Raw genomic sequence first — 18,935 nt, forward strand, 5'->3', positions numbered from 1 at the left:
TTACGATATGAATCCGCTATATAAACAAAAAAAGCCCTCATCCCAAAAAAGGGACGAGGACTTGTTATGATCTCGCGGTACCACCCTAGTTGTAAGTATATCCTACTTACCTCTCAAGCACTTGTAACGTAAGTGAACGGCAGTGATTAGCTGCACTCTGGAGTAGCTTTCGGCATTTGTTAGTCGTGAGGATTTTTCCAGCCTAGAAATCCCTTTCTTGTCCACGTACAAATACGTACTTGTTCCATCATCGTTTTTACTATTATACAGTAAATTATAAAAAAGATTGCAAAGAGTGTCAACGTTCATCTTATTATCAATTAAATACTGCTCAAAAGAATTGCTGTGAAGATTTTCAATAAACAATACCAATTATATTGAAAAGCAAAAATACTTTTAATAACACCCATTTTTGTAAAGATACGCTACCCTTGAAGCTATTCAATGCACTGTTAATTTAGCCTTCACTCGTCTTCTTTTCAAGCCACTCCCCTATATTTATTAGTTCGATCACTTCAAAACTTCCTTTTTCTTTTCGACAGTGACACGTTCATTTTTTGAATTTGAAATCTTTTTTATCGACCATATAATTTTGCGCACTCTATCAATCTAAACGTTCCCAAAATATACATTTTTTATCAATAAAATTAAGTTATACTTAAAATAGTATCTTGCTATAAAGATACACTAAAACAAGGAGAGGATAATTATGCACAAGCAGAAACATATGACAACCATGACGATTGGAAAGAAATTAGGCTTAACTTTTTTCTTTGCACTTATCATTCCGAGCCTACTCATCGCTATAACATCGTATTCAGTCGCAAAAAATGAAATATACGATACTATGCATACAAGTGCCTCACAAAATGTTGCGGTTGTCGATGAATTTATCAACAAACATATCCAGCCGATTGTAGAAGATGTGACTTACTTTGGCAACTCACTAACTAAGACAACTATCTCTCAAGAAGAACGCGCAACCCTCCTACAAAGCATGCAGCAATATTTCGATACGAGTAAAGGGCTTGTTTCTTCATTTATTGGTACTGGAAATGGTGAGATGATTCAAGTTCCTAATCTCGGATTATCTGGAAAGAAGGATTTCGATCCACGTACACGGGATTGGTACAAGAACGCCATTGAAGCACAAGGAGAAGTTGTTATTTCTGATCCGCACAAATCTGCTTCAACAGGCGACTGGGTTGTGACGATTTCCAAAGAAATCAAAAATGCCGATGGTGTATTTGCCGTCAATCTTAAAATGGAAGAGCTAGCAAATTTAATCGGTACCATACATATTGGAAATGAAGGTTATGCATTTTTAGTAAGTCGAAATCAAGCAATTATTTCACACCCAACCATTGAGGTCGGTACAGATATTTCAGATGAGACTTGGGCATCAGCGATGTTAGAGGGCACAGACAAATTTATTAACTACCGAGTAGATAATGAAGAAAAGCAAATGTTTGTACAAAAAAATACATTAACTGGATGGCATGTAGGTGGAGCGATGACGGAAAGTGAAATATCTAATGCGACAAAACCTATATTTATTTCTACATTCATCGTTGTATGTCTTTCTATAGCATTATTCGGTGCAATTTTATATGTCATAATTCGTACAATTACACGCTCTCTAGGCGCTATGATCGAAGCAGCTAAAACGATGAGTGCAGGTGATTTACGTGCTAAAGTGGTAAGCAAGAAAAAAGATGAAATCGGTGTTCTCGGAAAAGCCTTCCAAAAAATGAGCGATTCACTACGCGATGTATTATCACATATTCACGAAAAATCAACTTCACTACTTGCTTCCTCAGAAGAATTAAGTGCGGTTACAGACGAAAACTCACGTGCTACAGAACGGGTGTCACAAGCTGCCATTGCCGTTTCTGAAGGTATCGACAAGCAAACTGCCAAATTAGTAGCAAGCTTTGATACACTCGAGCAAGTTTCAGATGACATTCATCAAATTTACGAAAACACAAATAGCTTAACGCAAAAAGCTGAAAAAGCTGAAGTAACTGCTGATATAGGTCAAAATGTTGTCGCATCTACTCAAAAACAAATGAGAACAATCGAGGGCAAAATTAACGAGCTTTCAACGGACATTACAACGGTGAATACGTACGTCAAAGAAATTGATGAAATTTTAGCAGTTATTACATCCATATCTGAACAAACGAATTTATTGGCACTTAATGCTGCCATTGAAGCAGCGCGCGCAGGTGAGCATGGTAAGGGCTTTGCGGTCGTAGCAGATGAAGTTCGGAAGTTAGCCGAACAAACGAACCAATCCTCTTCACAAGTTCGTCAAATAATTACAGCTATTCAACGAGAAGCTTCAAAACTAGCAACATCGATGGATACAAGCCATAGCGAAGTTACGAAAGGATTACAGATGTTTACACAATCTGAAGAGAACTTCCATGAAATGAAAACATTCATTGAAGAAATTAACGATCAGCTCCATGACGTATTAGAAAAATCAAAAACGATTTCTGCAAATAGTCATCAAGTAGTAGGAGATATGAAAGTAATAGAAGACATTTCACTTTCTTCAAAAGATGAAGTAGAGGCAATGGCACAGGCGACTGTTAAACAAGCATCTGCTATGCAAGAAATCGCTGCGACTGCTGAAGCACTTGAAAAATACGCAGAAGAATTGCAAGAAGAAGTACGTATATTTACGCTATAAGTAAAAGAGCAAGAGAAATCAATTTCGATTTCTCTTGCTCTTTTGCACTTAATATAATCAAGTATTTTTTCTATTTCCTCAGTTATTCAAATTATAATGTTTAAAATCAACAATGTTTTACTGGCTACAATTATTTAATTTTCATTTAAAAAATCTTCCACTCGTTTTACTAAATATCCCCTATTATAAGATTGATAAAGCATGCCCGATAAGCGCACAGGATCTCCAAAGAAATAGCGTTCATACAGTGTTTGCCTTGTGCCAAAGTTACTCATCGTTAAATCCCAGGCAAGACGGAATTTTCTCACACGATCCTCCCCACCCTCACGGGATGATTGTAAATAATGTTCTAAGTCACCATCATCCGCTGTAAACGCCTTTTCGCTCGGAATTGACATTAATCCACTTGCTCCGAGCAACTGAATTATTTCCGTAAAGGATGGATATACTTTAGGAAAAATTTGAATAGCGACTTGCAGTGTCGGGTGATCAGGTCTTATAAAGCCAAATGTATCTCGCTTTGCATCTATTTCAGACTTTAACAGTAGTGCCTTCATCGTTTCCAGTGTTACAATGATTTCTACAACCTTTTGCTGAACATGTTGATAATCACCGATGTTTATCGTATCCACAATAGACTGCACTACACCTAGAACAAATTCAGTCTTTGCAATTTGGCGTGACAACACTTGATGTAAAGTGAATGCTTGGAACCCACTAACATTCATAAAGTTATTCGCAACTTCCACATTTTCATAATAAAATACGCGTTCCCATGGCACTATGACACGATCAAAGACGACAATAGTATCCATTTCCTCAAAGCGGGCACTTAACGGGTTATCAAAAGTTGATTCGCCACCTACGAATGACTGCCTACATAAAAATTTCAAACCCTCCGTATTACTTTGAATCGAGAAACCAAAACCTTTCCCTTCGTCATAGCCATTTGTCGATAATACGAGAAGCTCATCGGTAATTCCACCTTGCGTTGCGAGCAACCTCGCCCCTTTAATAACTAAACCTTGATTCGTTTTCTCTACAATTTTAGCTGCAATCGTTAAGTCTTCATCTTCATAATAATATCTTTGCCTGTTTACTTGTGGCTCAATAAATGTATGAGTCATCGTAAGATCATGCTCGCGAGCATATTCATAAAAGTTAAGTAAGTGATCAGGAAAACAATTAGGTTTATCTTTTAAATAATCCGCAGCTGATGCTAGAGCCATTAGCGTGGTATTCATATAATCAGGACTTCTTCCCATAAAACCATGACTGGATAAAGCCCACTCCCGAGCTGCATGACGTCTTTTCACTAAATCTTCGGGTGTCACAACTTGAAGGAAAGACATGCCTACCCGCTGCTTAGTGGTTGGTGACACATAGGTCATTCGATCATGTAACGCCTCATCATACTGTAAATCAAAGAGCCTTGCCTGACTCTGTATAACGCCTTTAAATGCTGGATGCTCTGAAACCTTTCCCTTAATAATTTCCCCATCTAACGATAGATGCGTTTGCAATGCATTAATCCGATCAATATATTGCTGTCCTGTAATAGCTGGCATACATTCACCCCTAATTGTCCCTATGTTTTTATACTTATTAATATATGAATTTTAGCCACAATTTGTTCCTCAATCACTTAATCTGTATTATATCAACACTTCAAAAATAACAATCTGTATTACTTTTTAAATACAGTTGGAAATTTTACATATTGCATGATTTATCAGTTATATTAGAAGAAAACGGTTCCAGTAAGCACTTTTAAAACAAGTTCATTTTTGTGACATATTCATTAAAAATCCTTCTTTTATTAGTACAACCTCGCTAGATTTTTAGAACAGGCGGGTGTATGATAACATCGTAAACAAAGCAAATACAACATTTAAACAAAAAAGGAGAAAATATACATGAATTCTCAAATCATTTCCTACGTAGATAAAATGGAAGCTGCATTAATGAACAGAATGGAAGATCACAACGAAGAGAACTTATTATTCTCTATTGCCTCCAACATAATCGCGCAAGAAAAAGACCAATATAAAAATGTTTGCCAAGCATACGAAGTTGTCAAACACCACTTAATTGGCTTACACTAATTTCTTGAATGCTGAACATTGCTCACAACTAAACTACTACACAACAAACCCGCATCTTATCACAAGGATGCGGGTTTGTTGTGTAGCATAGCTATCATAGAAAAACCCAATCTACTATTAAAGCAGATTGGGCACTAGGCTATTGCGCAAATGGAGAAACCATTTTTTGGAATTGTGCAAATGTAGTTTTTTGATCGCTATACAATCGTTTAATTTGATACACATCATCATATGGATTGTTATAGCCAGGCATTGTTGAAAACGCCATTGAAAAACCAGCTTCCTTTACAGCGTAAATCGTATTTGAATTATATTGACCAAATGGATAGGCAAATGCCTTGGCACCAGGGATTATTGTTAAACTACGCTTTAAATCCTGTACAACTTCATGATATGGAACGAGCAGCATCTTTCCTTTATTCCCCACAATATCATGTAAATTATACGTATGTGATTCGTACATAAAAACATCCTGCATATTGGCCATATCCTCTCGGGAGATTGCCTGTAAGTCTTTATAATCAAACATTTGCTCCGCTGGCGAATATTCATTACGATACGTAATTAAAAATTGCGTTGCTTGAAAGCCATGTTTTTTTAGTACAGGATATGCATATTCACGTGTTGATAATAAGCCATCATCAAATGTTAGCACGATGGAATACGCTGGCAATGTAATTTCATTACGCATAAAACGTAATAATTCATCTGTACTTACAGTTTCATAATTTTTACTTTTTAAATACTGCATTTCATTGGCAAACTGTGCATCTGTCATTGTTGTACTAACATTTTTAAAGCGACCAAGTTCATGATCTTTTAAGAAATGATGATACATCATCACAGGTACTCCTCGATCCATTGCTACCTTTGAACTGTGAATATAGCCTTCACGTCCGCCAAGCGTAGTCACATACCAATTCGCTTCTTTTCGCAAAATCGGATAACGGCGATTGATATCTAGTTTCGCGAATGGTTGTAAACTACCTGAAGAACGATCATAAATATCGCCATTACCAGAAATAGGAATAAAATATTGATTTTGCACCGCGTTATCTTTCCCTATATTATTATAGGCAGGTGTATGAACAAACTTCACCTTCGATTTTTCAGCATAAACAAAGGTTTTGCCCCATCGCACTTGTACATAGGTCGCGTCTTCCGCATTTGTCACCTCTAGCTGTTGTCCTTTTAATAAAGTAGCTATGGTCATCACATGATCTTCACGGCGCAAATCATAAAGTACTGTGTTTTCTAACGCTTCAATATAGCCATTTTGCTTACTTGGCAAAGTTGGTTTAGGTTTTTCAGTAGGTTTTGTTGACGTATTTGTTGATTCTTCGCCTTTTTCTTCTTCAACAAACTTACTATTTACAAACCCTAGTCGTCCGTTTACAGCAATACCGTACCAAACGCCCATTCTACTATAAATAGGGAAACGAACACCTTCGGACAATGTTGCAAACTGTACCAGTTTGTTACCAGTATTATCGTAAATCGGCGCGACGCTCGTTGCCACTATATAATCGTTTATCTTTACAACTGATGGCACCGTATTTTTATACGTTGTTGTTGGCACAATAGTTGTATAACGTTTATCAACATAGCCATAATGACCACCCCAACGAATTTGCCACCAATTGGCTCCGTAATCTTTTGTTACAACAAAGGTTTGTCCAGCTGATAACGTGCCCACTTGAACAAGTGAGCCTGAACGATTATCAAAGACAGTTGCTTCTTCATTTATCTGAATGACCGTATTATTTGCATATGCCTCTTGTGCAAACGGTAAAAGCAGCATAAATAGAAGCAATAAAACGATGCGTTTCACTTTCTTCACCTCATAAATCTTATATTTAATGTATTTCATCCATAAAATGATACGGTGAAACACTATCCATTCCAATCATTGGATGAATAAGTGGCATAGTGTCTACCGTGAGCTTTGGAGAGATTGTTTGCTTCTCTTCCTGCAATGTTTCCTCGGTTGGAGACGCTACTACAATCTCCACAATTTCCTCCGTTGCTTCCATCGGATTAAGTCGTGCCCGCAACGAAGTAAATCGTTGTAAATCATCTGTACGCTTTAAGCCACCCGCTAACACCTCAGGTTCCCCACATAAAATCAAGAAATTTTTCGCCCTTGTAATGCCCGTATATAACAAATTACGACGCAACATTTTTGAATAACCTCGTACTACTGGCATAATAACAGTTTGAAACTCCGAGCCCTGCGATTTGTGTATAGAGCAACAATAAGCAAGTGTCAATTGATTAAGATCATTGCGTTGATAAGTAACTTCAATGCCATCGAAAGAAACTACGAGTAAGTCCTGCTTCTCGATTGTTTCCTTTGCCTTAATGATACTAATCACTTCGCCCATATCTCCGTTAAAGACGTTGCTTTCTGGTTGATTGACGAGCTGCAGCACTTTATCTTTTATGCGATACGTTACATCACCAAAGACTAGTTCTTTTCTCGAGCCTGTATCATTTGGATTGATGAGCTCTTGGATCATCTTATTTAAGTTATCAATTCCCGCTGGTCCTTTATACATTGGCGCTAGTACTTGAATATTTCGAATTTCTTGCCCTTTTGTTACAGCACTCTTGACTACCTGTGTGACTACACTTGCCACCTGCTCTGATGATGCTTTAATAAATGAACGATCTGATGTTTTCACTGTTAAATCATTGGGTATCGTACCGCGTTTTATTTGGTGGGCAAGTTCGATAATTGTTGAGCCTTCTGCCTGACGATAAACATCTGTTAATTCCACCGTGGGAATTTGCTGAGAAGCGAGTAGATCTTTCAACACTTGTCCTGGACCTACCGGTGGTAGCTGATCCTGATCACCTACAAATACTACCTGTACATCCTCATGTAATGATTTCAATAATTGATGTGCAAGCCATGTATCAACCATTGACATTTCATCAACAATAATAAGCTTACCAGTAACTTCGCGCTCGGTTTCCTCTTCTTTTTCCTGCCCTGTAAAACCTAATAAACGATGTATCGTCATTGCAGGTAGCTCTGTCGACTCTGATAAACGCTTCGCTGCACGCCCAGTCGGTGCACATAGAATAATGGGGAACGGCTCTTCCTTTTGTGCATATTCTTTTGGATTTAGTGATAGCCCATGTAGCTTTGCATAGACTTCAACGATACCTCGTACAACGGTTGTTTTCCCTGTTCCTGGTCCACCTGTTAAAATCATGACTGCTGAGTTGAGAGCTTGCTCAATCGCGTATGCTTGTGTTTCTGCATATGTGACATTTAAAAACTCTTCAGTTTCACCAATTGCCTTGCGAATTTCATCCTTACTAAAATGCTCGGCCTTACTGTTTCGTTCGGTTAACGCTAAAATTTTCGAAGCAATGCCGACTTCTGAAAAATATAAGGATGGCAAATAAAGTCTAGTTTCTTCGCCATAGATCTTATTTTCCTCACGCATTTCAATACAGGCCTTTGAAATGGCTTCAAAGGGAATTTCCTCACGTTGACTTTGTTCTAGCATGTCCTTTACATGTGGTAATACATGCTCGGCATCTAAATATACATGGCCATCTGATAGCGCTGCTGTATTTAGAATATGGAAAATAGCAGCCTTTATACGGTCAGGGTGATTGCCGGTAATACCCAATTTTGCACCAAGCTCATCCGCACGTAAAAATCCAACACCGTCAACATCTTCAATAAGACGATATGGATTTTCTGTCACTAACTCAATGGCTTCCGTACGATACGTTTGGTAAATTTTCATGCCAAGCTGTGGTCCAAAGCCCCATTCATTGAGCTGAATCATCACACGTTCTAAACCAAGATTTTGTTCAATCGTGCGATGAATGACCTCTTTTTTATCTGCAGATAACCGAGGGACAACATCGAGTGCGTTTGGATCCTCTAAAATAAGACGTAATGCATTCGCACCAAGTTTTTCAACAATTGTTTCAGCTGTTTTTCTGCCAATTCCAACAAATAAGTCACTCGATAAGTAATGTACGATTCCCTGCTCAGTTGCTGGTACTTCTTTTGCAAACGTCTCAATTTGAAATTGTACACCATATTTTGGATGTTGTCTCAAAATTCCAGTAAATCGATACTGTTCATCCATTTGCAGTGGAGGAAAATAGCCGACAACAATAATTTCCTTATCGTCATATTGTAAGTTTGTTTCCTGAATTTTCACACGGACAATTGAATACATATTTTGTGCATTATGAAAAATCGAGACAATCGGACGTCCGAGAATAAAAAACTTATTCAGCTCAAATAAATCTAGATTTTCTGCCATTTTTCGTTCGTCCCTTTCTCCTTCATTTCAATCTTTTTATTTTACCACAGCATGCCTAGAAATATCGTTTTAAGATGGAAATCAGTTAGATCTTTTAACATTATTTTGACAAATGACAATTCACGGCTATTTTAACAACTTCCATGCTATGATAGATAGAATGAATGTGTAAAGTGGGAAGGATTGTGGAACTATTGGAATTTAGACCTTGCATCGATTTACACGATGGCAAAGTAAAACAAATTGTTGGTAGTACACTTGGCCATGAAGATCAAGAAGTTGTTGAAAATTTCATTTCTACTCATGGATCTAGTTACTATGCCAATATGTTTGCGAAAGACCAGTTAACAGGTGGTCATGTCATTATGCTTGGTAGTGGAAACGAAGACGCAGCATTTGCAGCACTAAGTGCTTATCCTGGTGGTTTACAAGTTGGTGGTGGCATAAACACTAAAAATGCGCAAAAATACATTGATGCAGGTGCTTCACATGTTATTGTGACTTCATTTATTTTCCATGATGGTAAGCTCGATATTGCCCGCTTAGAGCAATTAGTAAAAGCTGTTGGAAAAGAACATCTTGTTATTGATTTAAGTTGCCGTATGCGTAATGGCAAATGGTTTGTTGTAACTGATAAATGGACGAAATTTAGCGATTTTGAAGTGAATGCTGATTCGATTGCATATATAGAGAGCTTTTGCGATGAACTACTTATTCACGCTGTTGATGTGGAGGGAAAAAAGGGTGGCATACAAGAAAGCTTGGTACGTGATTTAGCTTCTTGGGCTTCGATTCCAACAACCTACGCAGGAGGTGTTCGTTCTCTAGACGATTTGAAAAAATTTGAGGACATTGCGAATGGTAAGCTCCATGTGACAATCGGTAGTGCCCTATCTATTTTTGGTGGAGATTTACTTTATTCAGACGTTGTAAACTATTGTAAAAAGGACGGGGTAGTGTGAAACTAATATATAAAGATTACGTTTTTCCATTCAAAGAAACAAATTTAGAACGTATTATTGATGGTAAGTATTTTAAAGTGAATACTTTTGATGATGCTCTATCATTACAGATACAACTTGATAACGAGCAAATGCTACTAGAATTTTCAAAATCATTAAAAGCAACATGTGGCTTCTTACGTGATCAAGAAAACGAACCCTACATCGGCACATATATCGATTTACAAATATTTGTCGAGGAGTTTAATAAACGTTACAACTTAAATGCTAAAATTATTGTATAATGCTAGAAAAAACCTATCTTCCCTGTTGAAGATAGGTTTTTCCCATTGGAGCACTTATTTTTAATTTTACATAAATTTTGTTAAGCTTAAAAGTGGGCAAGTTTACAAGCGGGAACCCCCACTACCAATCATTTCACTTAACCATAGAAAGGGTTTAACAATATATGAAAAATGAACACGAAAATACAACTTTAAAAACTCTCCAAACAGAGCTAACAAGGTTCTTTTTAGGCTATAAATTTGCATTGAATGAAATTGAGACGAAAATAAATATATTAAAAGAAGAATTTAAGCTCATTCACGAGTATAATCCGATTGAACATGTATCCACGCGAATAAAATCACCAAAAAGTATATTGTTAAAGGTGAAGAAAAGGGAATTAGAGCCCTCAATGGATGCTATTCGTGAAAATATTCGTGACATTGCTGGCGTACGTATTACTTGTTCATTTGTGGAGGATATTTATAAAGTGAGTGCTATGCTACAGGCACAAAGTGATATTGAAGTCGTTGATGTTAAGGATTACATTGCACAGCCAAAAGAAAATGGCTATCAAAGCTTACATCTCATTATAAAAATTCCTATATTCATGTCGGATCGTATGGAAAAAGTATTTACTGAAATTCAAATTCGTACGATTGCGATGGATTTTTGGGCCAGCCTAGAGCACAAAATCTACTATAAGTATAATAAAGAGGTCCCTACGCATATTCGTACCGAACTAAAAGATGCCGCACTGCAAGCTGCTGAACTTGATCGCAAAATGGAACGCCTAAATAAAGAAATAAATATATTGAAGGTCCATGAATCAGAGTCATCTGTTTTAGACGACACACCAGTTGCTAATTTAGCAAAATATTTGTCTCTGATAACGTCTGAGCGAACTTCTAAAAACCTAGAATAATTCGAACAGCGCTTTCAACTTATGTATTAGGGGCTTTCATATGCATGTTATCGTCTTGGTATAAAACAAATAAAAACTCGTCATCTACGGTATAGCAGAGACGAGTTTTTTCATTTAATTAAATCGTTGCGCAATCATGTCGTAAATATAACGTGCTTGGTCGTATTCAGGCTGTAACGTAAAGGCCTGCTTTAAGTGATACATAGCATCTTGTGTTTGCTCTGTGGATACCGCATACAGTACGCCTAAATTATAATGCGCATCCGCATTATTCCAATCCTGTTCGATTAAAAAGTCCAATTCTTTTTTACCTTCATCAAACATTTCTAAGGCACAAAGCACAATCGCATAAGCTAAACGAATTTGTGAATCCTCTGGCGAAAGCTCTGCTGCACGTTGTAAATAAGGTAAAGCTAGCTTTGGATTTTCCATTCGTTCAAAGCATTTGCCCATCATATAATAAACATCGGCGCCCTCAATTTTATGTGTCACCGCTTGCTCATAAAGTTTCAATGCTTCTGCAAAACGCTCTGCATTATAATATAAATTTGCTAATCCATAATAAGCCGTCGCAGCCGTACCATCCACCGTAATCGCCTTTTGGAAAAAACGCTCTGCGCGCTCGGTATCCTCTAGTACTGCTAATAGATTACCAAAATTCACATAACCAATTGCATTGTCAGGTTCAGCTTCTATTGCCTGTGTAAAAAGCTGTGCCGCATCTTCATAACGTTTTTCTTGAAATGCTAATATGCCTTGTTCATTAAAATCCATTTTTTCACCTCTATGTAGCGAAAGACTGCTGTTTCATTTGCGTAATTGCCTCCGAATTTTGAACTGCGCAAAAACAGTTCAGAATTGGTGACATACGTAACCCACTTGATACCCCGTCCATTGAATGAATCCATAAAAAATATAGATAGCATCACTTCAAAAGAAAGGAAACAAATACTGAATCACATGAACAGCAGTCAAATCACAAGTTATCCAACGTATGTTAATTTTTCGCTATTTTTAAAGACTTCATCGATTGTCCCGCCGCCTAAGCACACTTCACCATCGTATAATACAACAGCTTGTCCCGGCGTAATAGCACGTACAGGCTCAGCAAATGTAATATGTGTACGACCATCTTCTAATATTTCTACCTCTACTGGTGTATCCGTTTGTCGATAACGGAATTTCGCTGTACACGAAAATTTCCCGGGCAATTTTTTTGTCGAAGTATAGCTCATTTTTACAGCTGTTAGTGAAGTAGAGTACACGGCATCATGGTGGAATCCTTGTCCAACAAGTAGCACGTTTCGTTCTAAGTCTTTGCCGAGCACGAACCAAGGTTCACCGTCTCCACCAATACCAAGGCCATGACGTTGACCTAGTGTATAATACATTAAGCCATCATGTTGCCCCATCACAACTCCATCCATCGTTTCCATTTTGCCAGGTTGGGATGGTAAATATTGACTTAAAAACTCTTTGAAATTACGCTCACCGATAAAGCAAATCCCTGTCGAATCTTTTTTCTTTGCAGTAGCAAGTCCAGCTTCTTCTGCGATTCTTCGCACTTCTTTTTTCTCGATATCACCAATTGGGAACATGACATGGGATAGCTGCTCCTGAGATAATTGGTTGAGGAAATAAGTCTGATCTTTATTGTCATCAACACCGCGAAGCATTAGAACTTCGCCGTCACCACTTCGATCGATGCGTGCATAGTGACCTGTTGCCAAATAATCTGCACCCAAATTCATCGCATGTTCAAGAAAAGCTTTAAACTTAATTTCCTTATTGCACATGACATCCGGGTTTGGTGTACGCCCTGCTTTATATTCTTCTAAAAAGTATGTGAAAACCTTATCCCAGTATTGCTTTTCAAAATTCACTGCATAGTACGGAATACCTATTTGGTTACATACTTTAATGACATCATCATAGTCTTCTGTAGCTGTACAAACTCCGTTTTCGTCTGTATCATCCCAGTTTTTCATAAAAATTCCGATCACTTCATAACCTTGTTGTTTTAACATGTATGCTGCAACCGAAGAATCTACCCCACCTGACATGCCGACAACGACACGAATTTGTGAGGGGTCACGTGTTTCTTTCATTGCTGTCACCTTTTCTCTTAAGCAACTTCACCACCACGAATGGAATCACAGTCGTTTTAAACATGCACATTTCAAAACATACATGGTTTCCATCAGAGGTTTTAAGTTATCTGTTTATTTTACAAGCAAAGTACTTGTTCATTAAATAATATTAATTTGCCAGTCTTTTCACAATTATTGCTGTTTTTGCTGCGGCTTGTCGGACATCCTCTTCTGTTAAACCTTCACCAAAGCTAAAACGAATGGAATTACGTAATTCTTCAGTTCCTTGCCCAAACATTGCAACTAACACGTGTGAAGGATCAATGGAGCCCGCTGTGCATGCTGAACCACTTGATACACAAATGCCAGCCATATCAAGATTTACTAAAAATGATTCAACTTCCATGCCAGCAAAACTTACATTTAATACATGTGGTAAGGCATTTTGTGTATCTCCATTCACATGGAATGACAGCTTTTCATGTGCAAAAACCTCAAGCATAATTTGCTTAAAGTGATTGTACAGTGAACGCTTGTCCAGACGCAACTCACTTGCATTTTGTACGGCTGTAGCAAAAGCAAGAACAGCAGGAATATTTTCAGTACCCGCACGACGTTTTTTCTCCTGTGCACCACCAAGAGCGTAGCTAGCGAGTGGCGTACCTGTCTTTTGATAGAGGAAGCCAATTCCTTTTGGTCCATTAATCTTATGTGCAGATACACTTAATAAATCAACTTGTAGATTCGTTATATTGATTGTTTCTAATCCATAAGCTTGTACGGCATCTGTATGAAATGTTGCTTGATGGTCGCGTAACAACTCACCAATTTCCGCTATTGGTTGAATGGTACCCACCTCATTATTACCATACATAATCGTTACTAATATCGTATCTTCACGTAATGCTCTTTGCACCGCTTCTACTGAGACTCGCCCCATTGTATCTACTGGCAAATAAGTCACATCAAAGCCATCTCTTTCAAGCTTTTCGCATGTATGTAACACCGCATGATGTTCAATTTGTGTTGTAATAATATGCTTCCCTTCAGTAGCTCGTGCATAAGCTGTACCTAGAATCGCTGTATTATCCGCTTCTGTCCCGCCACTTGTTAAAATAATTTCACTTGGCTTTGCACCGATGGAATGGGCCAGGATCTCACGTGCGTCATCTAAATATTTTCGTGCCTCTCGGCCTGCACCATGAATACTTGATGCATTTCCATATACCTCACGCATCGCTATAGCCATGGCGTCAATTACCTTGTCATTCATTGGCGATGTCGCAGCATGATCAAGATAGATGTATGAATTCATGTTGAAAACTCCTTTATACGAAAAGCGCTAAAGTGCCCTTTACCCTCGACTATCGTTCGTTAGCATAAGTCCGCCGTGGCTTTGCTGCAACAGTTACGATTTTGAAGGGTGGCGCTTTAGCCTAAAATTTTTAAATATAGAACATATAGCCGTCTACTTCATTTTCCTCTGTATGTTGTGCCAAATCCTCAATTGATGTAGTATCTAATACATTTTTTACAGCGTCACGAATACGTAGCCACAACTCGCGTTGAGGGGCTTCCTCATTTTCAATTCCTTCTACTGGCTGGATTGGACCTTCTAATACACTAATAACATTCGCAGCAGAAATTTCACTTGGTGGATTAGCTAGCATATAACCACCATATGCACCGCGCACACTTTTCACTAATCCTGAATTACGTAATGGCGATACAAGTTGCTCTAAATATGCTTCAGAAAGTTCCTTTTCTGCGGCAATTTTACGTAGTGGAATTGGACCTTCACCATAGTGTTTTGCCAATTCAATCATAATTGTCAGCCCGTAACGGCCCTTTGTTGAAATTTTCATTTTATCACCCTCAATTAGTCTAGTCAAAATACTAAAGACAGTATATCATAATATCCTCTCGTAGAACTCGGAAATACTCCTATACGGATATGATATACTATAAATTAGAACAAACGTACGAACGGAGGATGACTTTTGCATAATGAACCACTTGCTTATCGCATGCGACCACATACACTTGATGAAATCGTTGGTCAGCAAGATTTCGTCGGACCCGACACCGCACTTTATAAAATGATTCAACATGGACATGTTCCGTCCATGTTACTTTACGGTGAACCAGGTATTGGTAAAACATCCATTGCCAATGCTATTGCAGGTAGCTCAAAGTTGCCGTACTTCTCTCTAAATGCCACACGCGCTGGAAAAAAAGATGTGGAAGATATTGTACAGGAAGCAAGAATATCCGGGAAAGTTCTACTTTTTTTGGACGAAATCCATCGCTTCAATAAATTACAGCAGGATACGTTGTTACCTCATGTTGAAAACGGCTCCATTGTTTTGATTGGCGCTACTACAGAGAATCCATATCATGATGTAAACCCAGCTATTCGCTCGCGTTGCGGGGAAATCCATCAGTTAAAACGATTAACCACAGAAAATTTAGTTGAACTCATCAAAAAGGCACTGACTGATGACAAGCAAGGACTTGGTAAATATGAATTTGCACTAACAGAAGAACAAATTGAACAAATGGCAATAGCTGCTAATGGAGATGCACGAAAAGCACTTACTTTACTTGAATCGATTTACTATGCGAGTGATGAAGTAAACGGACAAACAATTGCAGCTGACCATATCATCGAACATCTTATAGGTCGAATAGGCGTCTATGGGGATAAAAATGGTTCTCATTATTATAATTTGCTGTCCGCATTGCAAAAATCTGTGCGTGGGAGTGATACAAATGCAGCATTATATTATTTAGCACATTTGCTGGAAACCGGTGATTTAGTGGCTGTTAGCCGTCGCTTACTCGTCATGGCCTATGAGGATATCGGACTTGCCAATCCAGATGTCGGTGCCCATATGCTCGCAGCTGTGCAAGCAGCAGAACGTCTCGGTCTACCTGAGGCGCGTATACCACTGGCAAGTGCTGTCATTGAAATGTGCCTTGCATCGAAATCAAATTCTGCCATTCTAGCAATAGATGCAGCCATCGCCAGCATCCACGAAGGTAAAACAGGTGATATCCCCCTTCATTTACGCGATGCTCATTACACTGGTGCACAAGATTTAGGGCATGTCGGCTACAAATATCCCCACGATAGCCCTCTCGGCACATTCGGCGGCTGGGTGAATCAACAGTATTTACCTGATACACTGGTTGACTCAGAGTTTTACAAGCCTGTTATCGCGGGCGAAGAGAAACGAATGGCTGGAATCTACGAAAAGTTGAAAACATTCCAGAATAGTAAAAAGTGATGTCGCCGAATGACGCATCACTTTTTTCTATTTCACTTGAAATTTTGCTACTGCGTGGGCAAGCGTACCTATTACAAGTGATGCACGCTCTGTATCAAAACGCGCACGTTGAATTTGTGCCATCATATCCTCCGTTGACTTTGATACCAGATTGACCACACGTACATTTTGCTCACTACTCGCAGCAATACTTTGAATGATATCTTTCATATGCTCTGTCTCATGATTATGCAATGCAATAGTAGACATGTTCATAAGCATCGTATGAACATCATGTATAAAACTTGCCCCTTGTTCTACTTCTACACTGCTTGTTTTAATCGATTGTTGAATATGGATTGAACTATTTTCAATTAATTGCAAAGTAGCATGAATATCTTGGGTTGCTAGCTTCGTTTGCGCTGATAATTTTCGAATTTCCTCAGCTACCACCGCAAAACCTTTGCCATACTCACCTGCTCTTGCAGCCTCAATCGATGCATTTAGCGCTAAAAGATTTGTTTGCTCAGCTATGGCATTAATGGATAATACAACATTGCCGATGCTGTCAGATGCTTGTTGAAATGTAGCAGTTAGTTGCAAGGTATTTTGCACTTGACCAACAATTTGTGTCATTTTGTCATTAATATCTGCTACTTGCTGCTGGGCTACATGCAATTGTTCCTCTGACCCAGCCTCCATAGCACGCATTTTCTCTTGAATTTCTTCAATATTACCCATGGCTTGCTGAACATCATAAAGTTGTTGCTGGATAGCGGTATGCATTTCTTTCATTTGCTCTAGTACAATGGTTGAGTCCGCCTCCACCTGTAAAGTCCGTTGTCGCATGATTTGGTTCGTTACTTCTACATCATTTGAAGAGCTTTGTACCTTTGCTAACAAACTTCCTTGACTATCAACAAAGTTATTTAATGCCCGTCCCATGTCCCCTGTTTCATCTCTAGATAACATACCTTCAGGTGTGCGAATGGTTAAATCGCCCGCGCCTTCAGCAATTTTTTGCACCATCTTGGTCATCTTTTCGAGCTTACTCGTTATCGGAGCTAAACGCTTTTTCAAGAGATACCAGCCACCCATTGTTCCATACAAAGTATTGATGCAAAAAACAAGCCAATTGGGTAAATGGAGTGCCGACAAAAGTTGGAATAAAACAATATTCATCATCATAAAAGCTAAAAAGCTACTTGCTAGTTTAAAACCGATAGATCGTTCATTATACACTTCTTCTAAATCTGCCTCACACATGATGCCCCACTCATCTGGTGAATGTGGTAATTGAAAAATCCGCCCACTGCCAACTACTGGAATATGCCGATAATCCGCATACCCGGGAAAATGTATATTCACATTTTGACCTTTTTGCATCGTCCGCTTGATGCCTGAGTGTAATTTTTTGGTCGCTGGATTTAGAAAGCATAGTTCGAACTCGGTGTGTTGTGCTATCTTTACTACTCCCCACTTCTTAGTCTCAATACCCGATTTCAAATTAGCACCTGACGCAAATGTCCTGTCCTCAAATCGACTTCGAGAAAGTGCCATCCCTGCCGGTATCAATGAATCAAAATTGGATTTTGCCATAAACAAATAATTATCCCCCGACAATGGATAAATATGTCCAGCCTCACGCTGAATTAAATCACCTAAAACATCATTTGGCACACGTCCTACTAGTACACTATGGAGCTTATTATTTTGCATTACAGGTTGTAAAAACAACATCGTCACCGCATCATGGAATGTAGAAGATCTGGCTCCAATACTTTCAGTCATCGGATCAATAAATGGTCCATATAAAAATGGTTGCATTGTCTGAATAACCTGTGTTATCGCCTTACACAACATGGGGTCATGTGATGCATGGTATTGCTTATCAATATGCGCAGCATAGCTAGAAGCAAAAACCACTAACTCCTTGTCCACTAGAAACAACTCAGTAAAATCTGTACTTTTTTCTTTCGACTCTTCTAAAAAAGGTGAGAGGTCCTGATGCTCCGTTTGCACAATTACCTGCGCTCGATTGTCAAGTGAAAGCCAACAATCCCGTGCCCAGCTTTGTAATAAATTCACACGCGTTTTTGCAATTCCTTCAAAGATTTCCTCCTTCATGTGTGACGTTTTTATATTTAACTGATAATTCCACCATAGAGATACGCCTTCTTTAAAAGGTAACCAGCCAAAAACACCCACAAGCACCACTCCTATCTATGTAACTTTTATTAACATGAATATACTATTTATTCAAAATATACTGATAAATAATAAACAATGATAACATACATGACATGACAACGGAATGATTTTTC

14 protein-coding genes and 1 other annotated feature are annotated in these 18,935 nt (G+C 38.5%); of the genes, 6 read left to right on the forward strand and 8 right to left on the reverse strand.

Annotation, left to right across the window (positions count from 1 at the left end; genetic code table 11):
- Nucleotides 1-46: 46 nt before the first annotated feature.
- Nucleotides 47-260 (reverse strand) — a binding site (T-box leader).
- Nucleotides 261-709: 449 nt separating this feature from the next.
- Nucleotides 710-2,698, forward strand: a complete 1,989-nt coding sequence (locus ACQKII_RS05765; protein ID WP_427457188.1) for a methyl-accepting chemotaxis protein — start codon at nucleotides 710-712, stop codon at nucleotides 2,696-2,698.
- A gap of 134 nt (nucleotides 2,699-2,832) precedes the next feature.
- On the opposite strand, the gene hpaB is transcribed toward ACQKII_RS05765, so the two are convergent.
- Nucleotides 2,833-4,266, reverse strand: coding sequence for a 4-hydroxyphenylacetate 3-monooxygenase, oxygenase component (hpaB, locus tag ACQKII_RS05770; RefSeq protein ID WP_427457190.1), 1,434 nt, complete (start codon nucleotides 4,264-4,266; stop codon nucleotides 2,833-2,835).
- Nucleotides 4,267-4,614: 348 nt separating this feature from the next.
- Here hpaB and ACQKII_RS05775 point away from each other — a divergent pair, with 348 nt between their 5' ends.
- Complete coding sequence (locus ACQKII_RS05775; protein ID WP_427457192.1) at nucleotides 4,615-4,803, forward strand: hypothetical protein; 189 nt, start codon at nucleotides 4,615-4,617, stop codon at nucleotides 4,801-4,803.
- A gap of 139 nt (nucleotides 4,804-4,942) precedes the next feature.
- Here ACQKII_RS05775 and ACQKII_RS05780 read toward each other — a convergent pair whose 3' ends face one another.
- Together ACQKII_RS05780 and recD2 are read right to left on the reverse strand one after the other, a co-directional pair.
- Nucleotides 4,943-6,634 (reverse strand): polysaccharide deacetylase family protein, encoded by a 1,692-nt coding sequence (locus ACQKII_RS05780; protein ID WP_427457194.1) that lies wholly within the window; start codon nucleotides 6,632-6,634, stop codon nucleotides 4,943-4,945.
- Between the two features lie 25 nt (nucleotides 6,635-6,659).
- The gene (gene recD2, locus ACQKII_RS05785; RefSeq protein WP_427457196.1) at nucleotides 6,660-9,101 is read right to left on the reverse strand and encodes an SF1B family DNA helicase RecD2; all 2,442 of its coding nucleotides are present in this window, start codon (nucleotides 9,099-9,101) and stop codon (nucleotides 6,660-6,662) included.
- Between the two features lie 194 nt (nucleotides 9,102-9,295).
- On the opposite strand from recD2, the gene hisA reads away from it, so the two are divergent.
- The 3 genes from hisA to ACQKII_RS05800 all read left to right on the forward strand — a co-directional run bounded on the left by hisA (nucleotide 9,296) and on the right by ACQKII_RS05800 (nucleotide 11,252).
- Nucleotides 9,296-10,063, forward strand: coding sequence for a phosphoribosylformimino-5-aminoimidazole carboxamide ribotide isomerase (gene hisA / locus ACQKII_RS05790; protein WP_427457471.1), 768 nt, complete (start codon nucleotides 9,296-9,298; stop codon nucleotides 10,061-10,063).
- A complete protein-coding gene (locus ACQKII_RS05795; protein WP_427457198.1) occupies nucleotides 10,060-10,347 on the forward strand; it encodes a hypothetical protein in 288 nt (95 codons plus the stop codon). The genes hisA and ACQKII_RS05795 overlap by 4 nt, the downstream gene beginning before the upstream one ends.
- Before the next feature lie 164 nt (nucleotides 10,348-10,511).
- Nucleotides 10,512-11,252 (forward strand): GTP pyrophosphokinase, encoded by a 741-nt coding sequence (locus tag ACQKII_RS05800; protein WP_427457200.1) that lies wholly within the window; start codon nucleotides 10,512-10,514, stop codon nucleotides 11,250-11,252.
- Nucleotides 11,253-11,366: 114 nt separating this feature from the next.
- Here ACQKII_RS05800 and ACQKII_RS05805 read toward each other — a convergent pair whose 3' ends face one another.
- The 4 genes from ACQKII_RS05805 to cymR form a co-directional block, all read right to left on the reverse strand.
- On the reverse strand, nucleotides 11,367-12,026 hold the full coding sequence (locus ACQKII_RS05805) for a tetratricopeptide repeat protein (protein ID WP_427457202.1): 660 nt from the start codon (nucleotides 12,024-12,026) through the stop codon (nucleotides 11,367-11,369).
- Between the two features lie 209 nt (nucleotides 12,027-12,235).
- The gene (gene mnmA / locus ACQKII_RS05810) at nucleotides 12,236-13,360 is read right to left on the reverse strand and encodes a tRNA 2-thiouridine(34) synthase MnmA (protein WP_427457204.1); all 1,125 of its coding nucleotides are present in this window, start codon (nucleotides 13,358-13,360) and stop codon (nucleotides 12,236-12,238) included.
- Nucleotides 13,361-13,511: 151 nt separating this feature from the next.
- Nucleotides 13,512-14,657 (reverse strand): cysteine desulfurase family protein, encoded by a 1,146-nt coding sequence (locus ACQKII_RS05815; protein WP_427457206.1) that lies wholly within the window; start codon nucleotides 14,655-14,657, stop codon nucleotides 13,512-13,514.
- A 130-nt stretch (nucleotides 14,658-14,787) separates the two neighbouring features.
- Nucleotides 14,788-15,207 carry a cysteine metabolism transcriptional regulator CymR gene (cymR, locus tag ACQKII_RS05820; RefSeq protein WP_427457208.1) on the reverse strand — a complete coding sequence of 140 codons (420 nt, stop codon included), beginning with the start codon at nucleotides 15,205-15,207 and terminating at the stop codon, nucleotides 14,788-14,790.
- Nucleotides 15,208-15,342: 135 nt separating this feature from the next.
- Between cymR and ACQKII_RS05825 the strand changes: the two genes are divergently transcribed.
- Nucleotides 15,343-16,632, forward strand: a complete 1,290-nt coding sequence (locus ACQKII_RS05825; RefSeq protein ID WP_427457210.1) for a replication-associated recombination protein A — start codon at nucleotides 15,343-15,345, stop codon at nucleotides 16,630-16,632.
- A 27-nt stretch (nucleotides 16,633-16,659) separates the two neighbouring features.
- Here the strand turns inward: ACQKII_RS05825 and ACQKII_RS05830 are convergent, their stop codons facing one another.
- Complete coding sequence (locus ACQKII_RS05830) at nucleotides 16,660-18,819, reverse strand: methyl-accepting chemotaxis protein (RefSeq protein WP_427457212.1); 2,160 nt, start codon at nucleotides 18,817-18,819, stop codon at nucleotides 16,660-16,662.
- Nucleotides 18,820-18,935 lie beyond the last annotated feature (116 nt).

It is taken from the genome of Lysinibacillus sp. NPDC048646, from assembly GCF_050272295.1.
GTDB lineage: Bacteria > Bacillota > Bacilli > Bacillales_A > Planococcaceae > Lysinibacillus.